We start from the raw sequence: 16,147 nt of genomic DNA, 5'->3' as shown, positions 1-16,147 counted from the left end.
GGACGTTGCTTTGCTCGCTACTGCGCGGCGAGAGCCTGCGCGATCCAGCCGTCGTAGGTGGCCTGATGGGCGTGAATCCAGCCGTCGACGTGGCGCTGAATATCGGCCGCGCTAGATTCGCCCTGGTGCATCCGCTGATTTTGCGCGTTGACGTCGGCCAGCGGCAGCTTCGCGACGGCGAACAGTTTTGCCGCCGCCGGGTTTTTGGCCGCCCACGCTTTGTTGGCAACGATGTATTCATTGTTAACCGCGAAGCCATAATTCTTGCCGTTGGCTAATGCGGTATTTTGTTCTTTGAATTGCCCCGGGTTGGCGGAGCGCGGAACGGTTAACCACACTACGTCGGTCCCGGGCTTCAGCTCATCGCTTACCCAATAGGGCGTCCAGGTATAATACAGTACGGGTTTACCGGCTTTATAGCGCGTAAGGGTATCGGCAATAATCGCGGAGTAGTTTCCCTGATTCTGGGTCACCGTATTGCTCAGACCATAGGCCTTTATTTGCGTATCAATCACGGAACCGCACACCCATCCTGGATTACAGCCGGCTAAATCAGCTTTACCGTCACCGTCCGCATCAAATAATTTCGCCAGCTGCGGGTCCTTGAGCTGGGAAATATCGCTAATGTGGTATTTATCGGCAGTTTTTTTGTCAATTAAATATCCCTGGGCAGCATTGCTGATATACGTGCCTTGACGGTAGAACGTGGCATCACCGCCGCGGGCGTCATACATATTCTGCTGCATCGGCAGCCAGCTAACGGCCATATAAGTGGCATCTCCGGCGGCAACTGCCGTATAGGCGACGTTATATTCCACTTCTTCCGTCGGGGCAATGTCATAGCCAAGCTGCTTCAGCGCGCGGTTGATAAGCGCAGTCTGAAACGTTTCTTCCGGTAGGGTGCTTTGCACGGGGTGAACGGTGATGCCGGTACCCGGAAGGCTGGCGGCAAAAAGCGTCGGTGAGGTGAACAGCGCGGCCAGCGTCAGCGCGCGCAACGTGGGTGTTTGCATCATAGTGACCTTGTTATTTTGGTGTGTTAAGCCAGAGGCGGCAGATTATTTCCGCGAGCACGACAACGGAAATAAAGAGAGGTCTGACGAATACGTCCTCCTGATATTTATAACAATTATTTAACACTAACATAATGCGTTGGGTAGGCAAGCCGTAATAGTGCGGATACGCTTATTCTGGAGCTAAGGATAATCTGAAAATAAAGGCTGAAAGCGTGCGCTATAGAGCGGTGAATACGAGGAATGACGGATATCGGACGCTATTTATCAGCGATATAGTCGAGAACATCATTCCCCTGAACGCCGCGGACGGTGAGGGGAAGGGGTGACGGCGGTATCGACGTGAGTGACCGCGCGATATCGAAGATTTCTCACAGGATGTGGGGTTAGAAGATGAAAACAGCACGTATGCTTTGCCTGGCGCTGGCAGGCCTGACGTTTGCGGGGATCGCGCAGGCGGAAAAGGGCGCATCGTCGGGAAGAATTCACTTTGTCGGCCAGATTGTTGAAGGCGGCTGCGGCGTGACGGCCGCACGCGAGGGGCTGGAGATCGCTTGTTATCGCAGCGGCGAACATCGGGTGCAGCAGGTGGCGCTGACCGCCTCGGTAGATACACCGTTGATGCGCAGCGTCGGTACCGTTAGCCATCGCACGCTGCCGGGTGACCCGCAGTTACAAGAAGTGGTTATTCAGTATCTGTAAGCGCTCTTTATAATGGCTATTGCGGCGGCGCGTGCTCAGCTTCGCGCAGCGCGCCCGGCGAATGGCCGACCACTCGTTTAAATGCCCGGCTGAACGCGGCCACCGAGCCGTAGCCGAGCTTCAGGGCGACGGTTTCGATCGCCTGCTGTTCCTGGCCAATATACTGAACGGCCAGTCGCATTCGCAGTTCGCCAAGGTACTTTGCCGGCGTCGTGCCGGTGGCGGACAGAAAGCGCTCGGCGAATACCGAACGCGAAGTGCCTGCCTCTTTCGCCAGATCGGCTACGCTCCAGTTGAGGCCGGGCTGTTGATGCATGGCATAGATAGCCCGGCTCAGGCGCGGATCGCGCAGCACCTGCACCCAGCCGCTGGCTTTACCGCACCCGGCTTCGACCCACCCACGCACAATCAATGCGGCCACGACGTCGGCTAGCCGGGCGAGTATCCCGGCAAACCCAACCTGGCGACTCAACGATTCCCGCTCCATCGCGGACAACAGCGCCTGTATTTCCGGCCGGGAAGACATCAGGCTGCTGACCATCATCACTTCCGGCATGGCTTTCACCAGCGGCTGCATGCCGCCGAGTTCGAAATTCATACACCCGGTAAAAATGACGACATTCTCACCCTCAGGGCAATGCGGACAGTGGATATCGTGGACCTGGCTGCAGATCGGCTCACTGGGGTAATCGGTGATGGGCGTAACGGTGGCAGCATCGTCAGAAAGCAGGGCATGGCCTTCGCCGTTGGGAATAAACACCGCATCGCCGCTGTTTAAGGTAAAGCGTGAACCGCTCTGCATTTGCAGAATCGCGGGCCCCCGACTGACAAAATGGAACTGGGCTTTGCCGGCAACGTCGCCGAAAGAGACGCCAAACGGCGCGCTGGCCTCAAAACGACGATAGTTGACGCCGGAGAGACGCATACCGCGCAGCAGTTCGCTAATCATATCAGGGGTATTCAGTGACATTGTCGCAACTCCGGACGAATTATCAAAAAATGAAGATTATCCATCATAGATCGTCCCGGCGGAACTTTCTATGCTTTGCGACAGCCATCACATTTTTATAACGGGAGATTAACCGATGAATTCGTGCGTCGCAGAAAGCGGGACCCTGGCCCCCGCAAAACCCGCCTGGCGTGCCGTGTGGTCACTCGCCCTGGGGGTGTTTGGTTTGATTACCGCGGAGTTTTTACCGGCGAGCCTGCTCACGCCAATGGCGGCGAGCCTCGGCGTAAGTGAAGGCATTGCCGGGCAAACGGTGACCGCTACCGCGCTGGTCGCACTGGTGACCGGGCTGCTGATTACCAGTGCCACAAAAAGTATCGATCGCCGCTGGGTGCTGATGTTCTTCACGCTGCTACAGATTATCTCCAGTCTGCTGGTGGCGTTTGCCCCTTCGCTGCACGTGCTGCTGGCCGGACGGCTGCTGCTGGGGGTAGCGATAGGCGGCTTCTGGGCGATGTCGACCGCCACAACCCTGCGTCTGGTCCCGTCCAGCGACGTGCCGAAAGCGCTGTCGATTATCTTCGCCGGCGTGTCGATTGCCACCGTCGTCGCGGCTCCGCTCGGCAGCTACCTCGGCAGTCTGATTGGCTGGCGTAATGTCTTTATCCTCAGCGTAGTGCCCGGCGTGCTGGCGCTGCTGTGGCAGCTGTGGGTGTTGCCGTCCATGCGCCCGGAAAGCGGCGGTAGTCTCGGCACGCTGCTTACCGTGCTGCGCCGACCGGGGATGATCGGGGGGCTGCTGGCGACCATCTTTATTTTCAGCGGCCATTTTGCTTTCTTCACCTATCTGCGCCCGTTCCTCGAAACGGTTGGCCGGGTGAGCGTAGAAACCATTTCGCTGATCTTGCTCGGTTTTGGCGTGGCGAACGTGATTGGCACCTCGATTGCCGGGCACCTGCTGGCGCGTAACTTGCGCCTGACGCTTGCGCTGGTGCCGTTTGCAATGGGGGTGCTGGCGCTGCTGATGGTGGCCTTCGGGCATCTGGCGCTGCTGGATGGCCTGCTGGTGACGCTGTGGGGGTTTGCGTTTGGCCTGGTCCCGGTGGGCTGGTCGACCTGGCTTGCCACCACCGTTCCGGATGAAGCGGAAAGCGCTGGGGGCCTGCTGGTCGCCTCCATCCAGTTGGCCATCAGCGCCGGTGCGGCAGGCGGCGGGCTGGTGTTCGATCTGAACGGCGCGAGCGGCGTTTTCACCGCCAGCGGCGTACTGCTGGTGGCGGCGATGATGGTCGTGTTGGCTGGCGTGCGGGGGAAAGGCGCGGTGGCCGAGTAAACCGGCCACCGTTTGGGGGCTATCAGGCGAGCAGATAGCTCAGCCCGGTAAAGGCCACCATGCCCGCAATGACCGTGGCGAACAGGCTACGGCTGAGGATACCGACCAGCGTTGCTGCCGCTGCGGCCAGCAGTGAGATGCTGATACCGCCAGCGGTCAACGCGGGTTTACCCACCAGCTCGGCGGCAATAATCGCCGACATAATGGCGGCGGGGATAAAGCTGAGCCACTGCTGTAGCGCGGGCGGCATGCGGAATCGCGAGAGCAGCAGAATGGGGACGGTGCGCATGAGTGCGGTAACCACGGCGGAGGCGATAATGGCAAACAGAATTGAACGCTGCATCTTAGTGCTCCCCTTTGCTGAACAGGCGTAGCCCCAGCGTTGCGAGGGTTGCGGAAACCGAGGCCGCGACGATCACCACCACGCTGGTATCGACGTGGCCTGACAGCATCAGCGTAATCAGCACTGAAATCGCAATGGCGGCAGTTTCCAGCCCCCGACGGCGGCTGGCGAACCAGAGCATGAGCACCAGCCCGATAAACATCGACACGAGACTGAAGCTCAGCCCTTCCATCAGCGCAGGCGGCAGCGCCGAGGCAAGCCCGGCACCGACGATGCAGGCGAGGATCCAGTTCAGCCAGGCGGCCACGTTAATCCCCAGCATCCATGCAAACGGCACTTTGCCGTGCGTGCCGCCGTACTGAACGGCGACGCCGAAGGTTTCATCGGTCAACAGCAGGCCGCTGGCCACTTTTTGCAGCGTGCTGTGTTCGCGAAAGAAGACGCTCATGGCCGAGCTCATCAGCAAATAGCGTAAGTTGACCAGCAGGACGCTGACCACCACCGAGGCGACCTCCGCGCCAGCGGCCCACAGGGAATAGAACAGAAACTGCGCCGAACCTGCGTACAACAGACTGGCCAGCAGCGCCGTTTGCAGGGTGGTAAAGCCCGCCAGCGTGCCGATGGCGCCAGCGGCAAAGCCAATACTCCAGTAGCCGGGAATGGTAGGGAAGCAGGCCACTACCCCGGCGCGAAACTGTACTCTGGCCTCGTGATTGGACGACGCCGCTGTTTTCATCAGCATTAATGATTCCCGTGATATAAAGCGCGATAATTATATGTGTTCGTACACATACGATTATCATATGACGGAAGCGGGCGCACGCGGAAAATCGACGTTGGCGAGGGGAAATGCGGCGGCACAACGGGCCGCCGCGGTGTGGTTTAGCGCCGGGCCCAGCGCAGGCTGTACTGATAGTGCGGCCGCTGGAGCAAATACTCCTCCGACACGCTTGGACTCCAGGAGTCATCGCCGCCGACGCCCATATGGAAACCGTCGATGTTCAGCCAGCTTCCGGCCTCTTCGACCAGCAGGTGGCGATGCGAGGTCTCCCGCAGCTGCGCCTGGCCGTAACGGCTGAGGTTAAACTGGAAATCGCCGCGCCAACTGTTCGCACCGTACGTCAGACGCGTGGTGCCGCAGCGCAGGCCGTTTTCGCTGGGGAAAACGTACGGGGTATACATCGCCGCCAGCGGAAGCTGCCAGAGATCGTAGCGCGCGCTGGCGCAGCGGTCAGGGTAGTTCTCGTGCGGGCCCAGCCCCTGCCAGCTCACTTCTGCTGCGATCTCCGCGAGCTGGCAGGTCAGGCCAATCCGCGCGGGCGGAGGCGTGCTGCGAGACACGTCAACCTCGACGTTTATCTGGAGCTCACCCTGGTCATCGATGAGATAGCTTTTGCGGCTGATAAACAGCAGCCTGCCGTGGGCCAGCCAGTGATGCTCTGACTGCAGTAATACGCCTCGCGCCAGCGTATCGGCGTGGAGCCGGGCCAGGCGGCAGGTCATGTCGTAGTGACCGGCTGCTTTCCAGCGCTCGACCCAGGCGTTGGGATCGATACGCGTGACTTCGCTGACGCCAATATCGTTGTCCAGCGGCGCGCGGGTGAACTGATCCTGTAAGGGCGATAACAGCACATTTTCACCGTCGCAGACCCACTGGCTCAGCAAACCGCTGGTGCGATCGAAGCGCCAACGCTGAGCGCCATGCGTGATGGTGTAGTGGCTGTCGCTTTGCGCCAGCACCGGCACGCTACCGCGTTCAGCGGCTGGCGTGTATTCCAATTGGCCCGGCAGCTGCCACTGCGCATGGGCACAAACGTGGCCCGCGTCGCTCCATGGCGTTGCGGCAGTCTGGCGCACCTCGACGTTCAGCCAGAGCGGGCCGCTGCGGCTGATTTCCGGCAGCGCCAGCGTGATTGTCTGCTGGCCACGCGGTGCAATATTCAGCGCGACGCTGCCGCTAGCCAGGGTTTCGCCCTCCTGTTTTAGCGCCCAGAACAGCCGTTCGTTATCGGTCGCGCGGAACAGATACTCGCTGGCGATCGTCAGTTGGTTATCAGCAAGCCACTGGAACTGGAAGAACTGCTGCGCATGACGCGCCTCGTACAGCGCCGGATGTGGCGTACGATCGGCAAACACGAGGCCGTTCATGCAAAACTGGCGGTCGTTTGGCGTATCGCCAAAATCCCCGCCGTAGGCTGAGAAGCACTGGCCATTGGCATCGCGCTTGTTGAGCGACTGATCGACCCAATCCCAGATAAACCCGCCCTGCAGGCGTGGATACTGGCGGAAAGCTTGCCAGTATTTATGGAAACCGCCGAGGCTGTTGCCCATCGCATGAGCGTATTCGCAAAGGATGAGCGGCCGGGTTTCATCCGGCATACCGATCCATTTTTTAATCGACCATTTCGGCACCTGCGGGAAGGGCTGATCCTGGTCAACGCGAGCGTACATCGGGCAGATAATATCGGTCGCCGCGCTGTTGGCGCCGCCGCCTTCGTACTGCACCGGGCGGCTAGGGTCGTTGGATTTTATCCAGCGATAGAGCGCGTCGTGGTTGGCGCCGTGCCCGGATTCGTTGCCCAGCGACCAGATGATAATCGAGGGGTGATTGCGATCGCGCTGCACCATCCGCGTGACGCGTTCGCTCATGGCCGGCAACCAGCGCGGATCGTCGGTCAGCCGGTTCATTGGCACCATACCGTGCGTTTCAATGTTGGCCTCATCCACCACGTACAGCCCGTAGATATCGCACAAACGATACCACTGTGGGTGGTTAGGGTAGTGGGAGCAGCGCACGGCGTTAAAGTTATTTTGCTTCATCAGCAGGATATCGCGGCGCATGGTTTCCATATCCATAACCTGGCCGTTATCCGGATGATGTTCGTGACGGTTAACGCCGCGAATCAGCAGCGGCTGGCCGTTAACCTTGAGCAGACCGTTGCTGATTTCAACCTTTCTGAAGCCGGTATCATAGGCCTCTGCTTCCACCAGCGTTGTGCCGCGCTTGAGCAGGACCACGGTCCGGTACAGCGTCGGCACTTCCGCACTCCACAACGCCGGGTTGTCTACCGTCAGGCGCAGCGTGGTGCGATCGTTGTAGCACCCGCGCTCGTCAATAATCTCGCTCCCCAGCGCCTGTTCGCATTCGGCCACCAGGCGGCCTTCCTGCCAGAGCTGAACGGCAATGCGCGTATCGTCGGTGATATCGCCTTCGACGACGACCTGCGCCTCCAGCGTGGCGCGGTTGAAATCGGCGTTAAGATGGGGAAGCAGCTGGACGTCGCACAGGCGCATATCCGGCTTATGCAGCAGCGTGACGTCACGGAAAATGCCGCTCATGCGCCACATATCCTGGTCTTCCAGATAGCTGCCATCGCTCCAGCGCAGCACCATCACCGCCAGGCGGTTTTCACCGGCAACCAGCAGGCGGCTCAAGTCAAACTCAGACGGCAGTCGGCTGTCCTGCGCATAGCCCACCCACTGGCCGTTACACCACAGATGGAAGGCGGAATTGACGCCATCAAAAATGACCCGCGTTTGACCGCTGTTCAGCCAGTCAGGATTGACGTGAAATGTGAGCGAGTAACATCCGGTGGGATTATCCTGTGGCACGAAGGGCGGATTGACCGGGATCGGGTAGGTCACGTTGGTGTAAATCGGCGCATCGTAGCCTGCCATTTGCCAGTTGGAGGGAACCACAATCTCATCGGATTCAGGCAGTTCGCACTCAGTCCAACTCTCGGGTACCGACTCTGGCCGCGTAAAATAGCTGAATTGCCAGCGCCCGTTCAGACTTTGCTGTGACGTCGAGGCGGTATCGTGCAGCGCCGCATCGGCGCGGCGCCAGCTGGCAAACGGTGGATGGGCGGCCAGCGCGTTAAGCTGGGTGACGGCGGGGTTTTCCCAGTCGCGGCGGGCGAGGATGGCGGCTAACGAGAGAGGTTGCTGGCGCATTTTGCAGTATCCTTGAGTATTTTTGTGATTCGCTCACAATCAGGATTACTATGCGAGGCGCGCCAGCACTTGTACAGCCCGAGCGCGAGAGAGGGTGATAAAACTCACAAATATTCGCCACGGCGCTCCGCCATGGCGCAGCGGGCTATTTCAGTCGTGCGACCTGGCGGGCGAGGCGGGATAACGCGTCAGCAAGCTGCTGCGCTGAGGGGGACTCAGTCTGCGGCGCCGCGGTGGTTTTCCGTTCGATAAGGCTAACCGGCAGCAGTTCAGAGACGGCGTCCTGGCCTTCGATCAACGCCAGCAAACGCTCAACGGCGATATTGCCCAACGTTTTAAAATCCTGCTTGATGGTGGTGAGCGGCGGCGTAAAGCAGGCGCTATCCTCCGTATCGTCATAGCCCACCACCGAGACGGCGCCCGGTACCGGCAGACCGAACTCATGCAGCGCCCGCAGCGCGCCTAGCGCCATCTGATCGTTACCGACCAGTATGGCGCTGGGGACAATTCCGTCGTGAAGCAATCGGGTCACGTGCTGATAACCCGACAGCGAGCTCCAGTCACCGTGCACGATCGCCGCTGGGGCAAGCTGGTGTGCGGCAAGACACGCCTGCCAGCCCTCAAAACGAAGACGTGCTGATACCGAGCTGAGTGGGCCGGTGAGCAGGGCAATATGCTGATGCCCTAATGCGACCAGGTGCTCAACGCCAAGACGCGCCCCCATCTGCGGGTCGAAAACGATGTGATGCATGTCGGTGGACGGCGAGATATCCAGAAACAGCACCGGTATTGCGCCGCACAGACGCACGATCTCCTGTGCCCGATCGTCTTCCATGGGAATATTGATCAGGATGCCATCAACGCGCTGTGACAGCAGTTGACTGACAGCGGCCTTGCTGGCTTCCGCTCCTGACTGTTCGGTCATGGAAATCACGACGTTAAACTGCCGTTCCCCGGCGCGCGATTTAGCGGCGGCGACAATCTGCGACGGCGCATGCAGCGCGAGGTTGCTGGTGGCAAAGCCCAGCGTATGGCTCAGCTTGCCCGCCAGCTGCTGCGCCATACGGTTCGGAATATAGTTCAGCGCATCCATCGCCGCTTCCACCTTGAGCCGCGTTCTCTCTGAGACATGAGCGGCCTGATTGATGACCCGTGAGACCGTCTGATAAGAGACGTTGGCGCGCTCGGCGACATCATAAAGCGTGACAGACTTCGGTTTCATGCCGGGATTCCTTGTCGTTTTGCATGTTGAACATGGCGGTCGGGCTGCGAAAAACGTTGGGATATCATAGCATTTGTTGTTAAAAGGCGCACGGTGGCGCGGCGGCGACTCTGCGCTGAACCCCGCCGTGCCCGGATCAATTACCGTGAATGACGCAGCGTTTCGCCACACCGATCGCAGTCAATCTCATGCTGACAGCGGACAGGGGTAACGCAATCCGCCAGCCAATGCGCAACATTTAATACGGCTTCGGGATGTGAATGCGTGGAATGCACCATCTCCGCGTCGCTGGCGGGCGCCAGTTTTTCTATTACGTGCGATCCCGTCGGTGTTTCCGAGGAAGAGACAAACATTTCCGGGCAAAATATCAATCGCCAATCCCCGTAGGCCAACGCTTTGGCCGCCGCGAGCCAGAATGAAAAAATGTTGATGGGCAGTGCGGCCGTTATAAGGATGTTAGCCATCTCCTGCTTTTTCTTGATGACCGTATAGAGGTGCGTGAGCCCCACGCTGATTGCGCCAATGAGAAAGACGGCAAGCCAGTCAAACTGGCCAACCGCAGCATTATAGAGGCTGAGTAAAATGAAAATCAGGTAGCTGAGAATAAAAGGCGTATGGCGATTTTTATGCGCCTCCCTGGAGGCGGCGTTTAATTGGGCTAGCACGCCAAAGCAGGATTCGTGTGCAAAACTGGCAAATCTTAATGCAGAATCGGCCTCATCGCCGATGGCGTGAAATATAGCGACCCGGCGATAATTCACGGAGTCATTTTCCGCTTCACTTTCCGCCTCATTTGCATATGACTTTCTGCAACGAGTGGTCAGCCCTATTTCAAGTAGTGCAGCCAACGGCACCGCTAACGCAAGAAAAATATAATCGGTAATGCCTATTATTTCTGCGATGACGGCGATTGGCAGCATGACGGCAAAGGTGAAGCCAAAGACGTTGGTACTCAGTAGTTTCCCTGCCGAGCGCGATAATGTTTTTCTGTACAGGAACGGGGTGGAAAGTAAACACGCGCCGCGGACTTTACCCGCGATATTCGGGTAAGTATGCGACATTTCGCGAACGATATTGCCGCCGTGGCTGTGAGCAATAATATAATGATGCTGGCTGGGAGAACGTTCAATTTTCGCCGCGAGCTCCTTCGCGGCCAGGGTTCTGGCCTTCGGCGTATTCGCGCCGCTCCAGCAAAAGCGCATGAATTTGGCCGTCGGAAGTTTGTCTGCGATAGCCTGTCTCATGGCGGATCCCGGCTTTGTCCATGATGCTTCCGTTTCGAAGGTGCCGTGTACAAGATGGATGATAATCGTGCTGGCGCCGATGTCCTCATCGCTGATTGTGCCGTCAGGGATTTTATCAGCGCGCGCTGGCGTTACGCGGCGATAAAGCCGTTTGGCCCATTGTTTAGCGTTGAAGTAGATAGTCAGGAATAAGTAACCGACGGCAAGCATTAAAATGAGCAGGGCGACCGGTAGGGTCAATAGACCTATTGCGAGGGTTTTCAGAATATAGAGCGCGCTGCCCTTGTAGTGTCGGCAAAGGAAATAGAGACAGGAGGTCGCAAAAAGCATGATCGGCGCGAGTAGAATACCGGTGATAATAATAGTCACGAGAACAGAGAAAGGGGCACCTGCCAGCATATTATGTCCTTTAAGCTTTCTAAGAAACGCTATTTGACGCATCGTATTCGAATAACGTCAGGTGAGTGTCTGATGTATTGCGCGGATTGTACGTGATGAGGAACAGCGATAGGGCAAGCCCTGGAAAAATGTGAGATCCTTCTGCTCAGGCGCTAATTGAATTGAAAATATTATGTTTTAACCCAGATTTACGCTGTTTTTAACAGGCGTTCGCTTATCGGGAAAACCGTGTGGCGCCTAACCGCTAGTAGGTAGTTGACAGATAACCACAATAGATTGGTGGTTATCTTGCCGGGATAGGCCGATAATGAGCCCCCTTTTCTAGTCTTAAGTTTAAGCTGGAGGTTATATGGAGCTTAATCGGAGGCAATTCTTCCGAATGTGTGCGGGCGGTCTGGCAGGGACAACTGTCGCCTCTCTTGGTTTTCTATCCTCATTTTCCGTTCAGGCGGAAACCCGTCAATACAAACTCTTAAAAGCAAAAGAGACGCGTAACAACTGTACCTACTGCTCCGTTGGCTGCGGCATGCTTATGTATAGCCTCGGCGATAACGCTAAAAATGTGAGCGAAAGTATCTACCACGTTGAAGGCGATGCGGATCATCCGGTCAGCCGCGGTTCGCTGTGCCCCAAAGGCGCAGGCGTGGTCGATTTTATCAACAGCGACAACCGGCTGCTCTATCCGGAGTACCGTGCACCGGGCAGCGATAAATGGCAGCGGATAAGCTGGGACGACGCGTTTACGCGCATCGCGCGTTTACTCAAAGACGATCGTGACGCCAACTTTGTCGTCAAAAACGCGGCGGGCGTGACGGTAAACCGCTGGGCGACAACCAGTATGCTGTGTTCCTCAGCGGCCAGTAACGAAACCGGGATTATCGACAATAAATTTGCGCGCGGCCTGGGCATGGTGGCGGTTGAGAACCAGGCGCGTCTGTGCCATGGCCCGACCGTCTCCGCGTTGGCGCCGAGCTTTGGTCGCGGTGCGATGACCAACAACTGGATTGATATTCGCAACGCCGATGTGATTCTGATTATGGGCGGCAACGCCGCAGAAGCGCACCCGGTGGGGTTCAAGTGGGTCATTGAGGCGAAGAAAAGCCGCGGCGCGAAGCTGATGGTGGTTGACCCGCGCTTTAACCGCTCGGCGGCCGTCGCCGACCTGTATGCGCCGCTGCGCCCAGGCAGCGACGTGGCTTTCCTGTCCGGCATCGTCAATTATCTGTTAAGCCACGATAAAATTCAGCATCAGTACGTGCGTGAATTCACCAACGCCAGCCTGATTGTCCGCGAGGACTACCGTTTTGATGATGGTTTGTTCAGCGGTTATGACGAAGCGACCCGCCAGTACGATCGCAGCAGTTGGGCCTATGCGCTCGACGCCGACGGTCAGGTACAGCGTGATGATACGCTAAGCCATCCGCGCTGCGTGTTTAATTTGCTCAAAGCGCACGTCAGTCGCTACACCCCGGAAATGGTGGAAACCGTCTGCGGCACGCCGCGCGAAGAATTTCTGCGCGTGGCGCAGACGCTGGCCGAAACCGCAGCCGTCAATAAAACGGCGTCAATTCTTTACGCGCTGGGCTGGACGCATCACACCAACGGCGCGCAGATCATCCGCACCGCGGCGATTGTGCAACTGCTGTTGGGCAATATCGGCATGATGGGCGGCGGGATTAACGCGCTGCGCGGCCACTCAAACGTTCAGGGCTACACCGATCTTGGCCTGCTGGATGGCTCGCTGCCGGGCTACCTGCCGCTGCCGAGTGAAAAACAGACCACCCTTGATGCGTTGCTGGCGCAGGCTACGCCGAAAACGACGCTGCCTGGCCAGGTTAACTTCTGGCAGAACACCCCGGCATTTATGGTCAGCCTGCTGAAGGGCTTTTACGGTGATGCCGCCACGGCGGAAAACCAGTGGGGCTACGACTACCTGCCGAAGTGGGATAAAAAGTACGACGTGCTCAGCCAGGTCGACATGATGGTCGGCGGCCAGTTTAACGGGCTGCTGGTACAGGGTTTCAACGCGCTGGCATCTTTCCCGAATAAAAACAAAGCCGTCGAGGCATTCTCGAAGTTGAAATTTATGGTGGTCATGGACCCGCTTGCCACCGAGACCGCCAGCTTCTGGCAGAACCACGACGAAATGAACGACGTGGATAGCAGTAAAATCCAGACCGAAGTGTTCCGTCTGCCGACCGCCTGCTTTGCCGAAGAAAATGGCTCGGTGGCTAACTCATCACGCTGGCTTCAATGGCACTACACGGCCGCCAATCCGCCGGGCGAAGCGCTGCACGATAGCAAAATTCTCGCGCATCTGTTCCTGCGCCTGCGCGAGCTGTATCGCGAAGAGGGCGGCGTGGCGCCGGAGCCGCTGATGGCCATTGACTGGCGTTATGCTAATCCGCACGATCCGCTGCCGGAAGAGATCGCCCGCGAAAGCAACGGTCGCGCGCTGAAAGATATCTACGATAAAGAGGGCAACCTGCTGGCGAAAGCCGGGCAGCAGTTGAGTACCTTTGCCCATCTGCGTGATGACGGCTCGACCAGCAGCCTGTGCTGGATCTACGCCGGGAGCTGGACGGAGCAGGGCAACCAGATGGCGAACCGCGATAACGCCGATCCATCGGGGCTCGGTGCGGTGAACAACTGGTCATGGGCCTGGCCGCTCAATCGTCGCATTCTCTATAACCGTGCCTCCGCCGACGCGCAGGGTAAACCGTGGGATGCAAAACGTCCGCTGATGCAGTGGAACGGTAAAAAATGGCAGGGGCTGGACGTCCCGGACTTCCCGCCGACGTCGGCGCCGGAAGAAAAGGTCGGGCCATTCATTATGCTGCCGGATGGCATGGGGCACCTGTTTGCACTCAACAAGCTGGCAGACGGACCGTTCCCGGAGCACTACGAGCCGATGGAAACGCCGATTGGTACCAATCCGCTGCATCCGAATGTGGTGCATAGCCCGGTGGTGCGTCTGTTTGAAAGCGATAAAAAAACGCTCGGTAACGCGCAGGCGTTTCCGTACGTTGGCACCACGTATTCCATCACCGAATTGTTCCGTCACTGGACCAAACACGCGCGTTTGAACGCCATCGCGCAGCCGCAGCAGTTCGTTGAGATTGGCGAACAGCTGGCGCAGGAAAAGGGCATCAAGGCCGGTGATTGGGTCAAAGTCTCTTCGCAGCGCGGCTTTATCAAAGCCAAAGCGGTGGTGACCGCGCGCCTGCAAACCCTGACCGTTGCCGGGAAAGCGGTACCGACCATCGGTATTCCCTGCCACTGGGGCTTTGAGGGGACGACCCGCAAAGGGTTCCTGGCCAATACGCTGACGCCGTCGGTCGGCGACGCCAACTCACAGACGCCGGAATTTAAGGCGTTTTTAGTTAACGTTGAGAAGGCGTAAGGAGGCGAATTATGTCTATGGAATCACAGGATATTATCAAACGTTCGGCGACCAACGGTATGACGCCGCCGCCGCAGGCGCGCAACTATAAACAGGAGGTGGCGAAGCTCATTGACGTCACCACCTGCATCGGTTGCAAAGGGTGCCAGGTGGCCTGCGCCGAGTGGAACGACATTCGCGATAGCGTGGGAGAATGCGTCGGGGTGTACGATAACCCTACCGATCTGAGCGCCAAGTCATGGACGGTGATGCGTTTTAGCGAAACCGCCGTTAACGGACGGCTGGAGTGGCTGATTCGTAAAGACGGCTGTATGCACTGCGCGGATCCCGGCTGTCTGAAGGCCTGCCCATCGGCGGGCGCGATTATTCAGTACGCCAACGGGATCGTCGATTTTCAGTCAGAACACTGTATCGGCTGCGGCTACTGTATTGCCGGCTGCCCGTTCAATATTCCGCGCCTTAACCCGGAAGATAATCGCGTCTATAAATGCACGCTGTGCGTCGATCGCATCAGCGTCGGCCAGGAGCCGGCCTGCGTGAAAACCTGCCCGACCGGTGCGATTCACTTTGGCACCAAGGCGGAAATGTTGACGCTGGCCGACGCGCGCATTGAAGAGCTGAAATCGCGCGGTTATGCCAACGCCGGGCTGTACAACCCTCAGGGCGTTGGTGGAACGCACGTGATGTACGTGCTGCATCACGCCGACCAGCCTGGGCTGTACCACAACCTGCCCACGGAGCCGAAAATTGATACCTCGGTCAATCTGTGGAAAGGCATTCTGAAGCCGCTTTCCGCCGCCGGGTTTATCGCCACCTTTGCCGGGCTTATCTACCACTACGTGGGCATAGGGCCGAACAAAGAGAGCGATGACGACGAAGAGGAGGACTCTCATGAATAAGAGCAAAATGATCCTGCGTACGAAATTTATCGATCGTGCCTGTCACTGGACCGTGGTGATCTGCTTTTTCCTGGTGTCGCTTTCAGGCATTGCGTTGTTTTTCCCGACCCTGCAATGGTTGACGGAAACCTTCGGGACACCGCAGATGGGGCGTATTCTGCACCCCTTCTTCGGCGTGGCGATCTTTGTGGCGCTGATGTTTATGTTTGTGCGCTTCGTCCATCACAACATCCTGGATAAGCAGGACATTCCGTGGGTCAAAGGGATTGTTGAAGTCCTCAAAGGTAACGAACACAAGGTTGCCTACGTCGGCAAGTACAACGCCGGGCAGAAAATGATGTTCTGGACCATTATGAGCATGATTTTTGTGCTGCTGACGACCGGTCTGATTATCTGGCGGCCGTATCTTGCCGCGTACTTCCCGATTCCGGTTGTGCGCTATAGTCTGCTGATCCACGCGACGGCGGCGATTATTCTGATCCATGCGATCCTCATCCATATGTATATGGCGTTCTGGGTGAAAGGATCGATTAAAGGGATGATCGAAGGGAAGGTGAGCCGCCGCTGGGCGCGCAAACACCATCCGCGCTGGTATCGCCAGATTGAAGACGCGGAAAACGCCGCACAGCAGGATGCTGAATCCCGTTAAGCCTGTCTGAACCGTCGCGCCTGCTTTCCGGGGCGCG

Annotated in this window: 12 protein-coding genes; 5 read left to right on the top strand and 7 right to left on the bottom strand. The window is 58.0% G+C overall.

From position 1 onward, the window contains the following. Positions 1–17 precede the first annotated feature (17 nt). Positions 18–1,013: a glycine betaine/L-proline ABC transporter substrate-binding protein ProX gene (gene proX, locus H7R58_RS13060; protein ID WP_182930620.1), complete on the bottom strand. Its 996-nt coding sequence runs from the start codon at positions 1,011–1,013 to the stop codon at positions 18–20. A gap of 393 nt (positions 1,014–1,406) precedes the next feature. Here proX and H7R58_RS13055 point away from each other — a divergent pair, with 393 nt between their 5' ends. Continuing rightward, positions 1,407–1,715, top strand: coding sequence for a hypothetical protein (locus H7R58_RS13055; protein ID WP_182930445.1), 309 nt, complete (start codon positions 1,407–1,409; stop codon positions 1,713–1,715). 16 nt (positions 1,716–1,731) lie between these two features. Here the strand turns inward: H7R58_RS13055 and H7R58_RS13050 are convergent, their stop codons facing one another. Next, positions 1,732–2,685: an AraC family transcriptional regulator gene (locus tag H7R58_RS13050; RefSeq protein WP_182930446.1), complete on the bottom strand. Its 954-nt coding sequence runs from the start codon at positions 2,683–2,685 to the stop codon at positions 1,732–1,734. A gap of 115 nt (positions 2,686–2,800) precedes the next feature. On the opposite strand from H7R58_RS13050, the gene H7R58_RS13045 reads away from it, so the two are divergent. Beyond that, positions 2,801–3,997, top strand: coding sequence for an MFS transporter (locus tag H7R58_RS13045; RefSeq protein WP_182930447.1), 1,197 nt, complete (start codon positions 2,801–2,803; stop codon positions 3,995–3,997). Positions 3,998–4,019: 22 nt separating this feature from the next. Here H7R58_RS13045 and H7R58_RS13040 read toward each other — a convergent pair whose 3' ends face one another. The 5 genes from H7R58_RS13040 to H7R58_RS13020 all read right to left on the bottom strand — a co-directional run bounded on the left by H7R58_RS13040 (position 4,020) and on the right by H7R58_RS13020 (position 11,159). Next, positions 4,020–4,340, bottom strand: coding sequence for an AzlD domain-containing protein (locus H7R58_RS13040; RefSeq protein ID WP_106930267.1), 321 nt, complete (start codon positions 4,338–4,340; stop codon positions 4,020–4,022). A 1-nt stretch (position 4,341) separates the two neighbouring features. After that, on the bottom strand, positions 4,342–5,082 hold the full coding sequence (locus H7R58_RS13035; protein ID WP_182930448.1) for an AzlC family ABC transporter permease: 741 nt from the start codon (positions 5,080–5,082) through the stop codon (positions 4,342–4,344). A gap of 140 nt (positions 5,083–5,222) precedes the next feature. Further along, complete coding sequence (locus H7R58_RS13030; protein ID WP_182934377.1) at positions 5,223–8,294, bottom strand: beta-galactosidase; 3,072 nt, start codon at positions 8,292–8,294, stop codon at positions 5,223–5,225. Positions 8,295–8,439: 145 nt separating this feature from the next. Continuing rightward, the gene (locus H7R58_RS13025) at positions 8,440–9,516 is read right to left on the bottom strand and encodes a LacI family DNA-binding transcriptional regulator (protein ID WP_106930258.1); all 1,077 of its coding nucleotides are present in this window, start codon (positions 9,514–9,516) and stop codon (positions 8,440–8,442) included. A gap of 140 nt (positions 9,517–9,656) precedes the next feature. Beyond that, entirely contained in the window at positions 9,657–11,159 is a 1,503-nt protein-coding gene (locus H7R58_RS13020) for a lipase family protein (RefSeq protein WP_182930450.1), read from the bottom strand. 349 nt (positions 11,160–11,508) lie between these two features. On the opposite strand from H7R58_RS13020, the gene fdnG reads away from it, so the two are divergent. The 3 genes from fdnG to fdnI are packed head-to-tail and all read left to right on the top strand — an operon-like array spanning position 11,509 to position 16,110. Beyond that, positions 11,509–14,562 (top strand): formate dehydrogenase-N subunit alpha, encoded by a 3,054-nt coding sequence (fdnG, locus tag H7R58_RS13015; RefSeq protein ID WP_106930253.1) that lies wholly within the window; start codon positions 11,509–11,511, stop codon positions 14,560–14,562. 11 nt (positions 14,563–14,573) lie between these two features. Further along, a complete protein-coding gene (gene fdxH, locus H7R58_RS13010) occupies positions 14,574–15,461 on the top strand; it encodes a formate dehydrogenase subunit beta (protein WP_106930250.1) in 888 nt (295 codons plus the stop codon). Continuing rightward, positions 15,454–16,110, top strand: coding sequence for a formate dehydrogenase-N subunit gamma (fdnI, locus tag H7R58_RS13005; RefSeq protein ID WP_182930451.1), 657 nt, complete (start codon positions 15,454–15,456; stop codon positions 16,108–16,110). Before fdxH ends, fdnI begins: the two co-directional genes overlap by 8 nt. Positions 16,111–16,147: the final 37 nt, after the last annotated feature.

The sequence above is a fragment of the Klebsiella sp. WP4-W18-ESBL-05 genome, from assembly GCF_014169075.1.
Taxonomy (GTDB): domain Bacteria; phylum Pseudomonadota; class Gammaproteobacteria; order Enterobacterales; family Enterobacteriaceae; genus Kluyvera; species Kluyvera ascorbata_B.
Note: the sequence above shows the minus strand (reverse complement) of the source record. Positions and strands in the feature narration are given on the sequence as shown.

What these genes read in the sequence shown, in the direction of transcription:
- H7R58_RS13045 (WP_182930447.1), top strand. Translation starts at nt 2,801, where the DNA reads ATGAATTCGTGCGTCGCAGAAAGCGGGACCCTGGCCCCCGCAAAACCC.
- proX (WP_182930620.1), bottom strand. Translation starts at nt 1,013, where the DNA reads ATGCAAACACCCACGTTGCGCGCGCTGACGCTGGCCGCGCTGTTCACC.
- fdxH (WP_106930250.1), top strand. Translation starts at nt 14,574, where the DNA reads ATGTCTATGGAATCACAGGATATTATCAAACGTTCGGCGACCAACGGT.
- H7R58_RS13055 (WP_182930445.1), top strand. Translation starts at nt 1,407, where the DNA reads ATGAAAACAGCACGTATGCTTTGCCTGGCGCTGGCAGGCCTGACGTTT.
- H7R58_RS13040 (WP_106930267.1), bottom strand. Translation starts at nt 4,340, where the DNA reads ATGCAGCGTTCAATTCTGTTTGCCATTATCGCCTCCGCCGTGGTTACC.
- fdnG (WP_106930253.1), top strand. Translation starts at nt 11,509, where the DNA reads ATGGAGCTTAATCGGAGGCAATTCTTCCGAATGTGTGCGGGCGGTCTG.
- H7R58_RS13050 (WP_182930446.1), bottom strand. Translation starts at nt 2,685, where the DNA reads ATGTCACTGAATACCCCTGATATGATTAGCGAACTGCTGCGCGGTATG.
- H7R58_RS13020 (WP_182930450.1), bottom strand. Translation starts at nt 11,159, where the DNA reads ATGCTGGCAGGTGCCCCTTTCTCTGTTCTCGTGACTATTATTATCACC.
- H7R58_RS13025 (WP_106930258.1), bottom strand. Translation starts at nt 9,516, where the DNA reads ATGAAACCGAAGTCTGTCACGCTTTATGATGTCGCCGAGCGCGCCAAC.
- H7R58_RS13030 (WP_182934377.1), bottom strand. Translation starts at nt 8,294, where the DNA reads ATGCGCCAGCAACCTCTCTCGTTAGCCGCCATCCTCGCCCGCCGCGAC.
- H7R58_RS13035 (WP_182930448.1), bottom strand. Translation starts at nt 5,082, where the DNA reads ATGCTGATGAAAACAGCGGCGTCGTCCAATCACGAGGCCAGAGTACAG.
- fdnI (WP_182930451.1), top strand. Translation starts at nt 15,454, where the DNA reads ATGAATAAGAGCAAAATGATCCTGCGTACGAAATTTATCGATCGTGCC.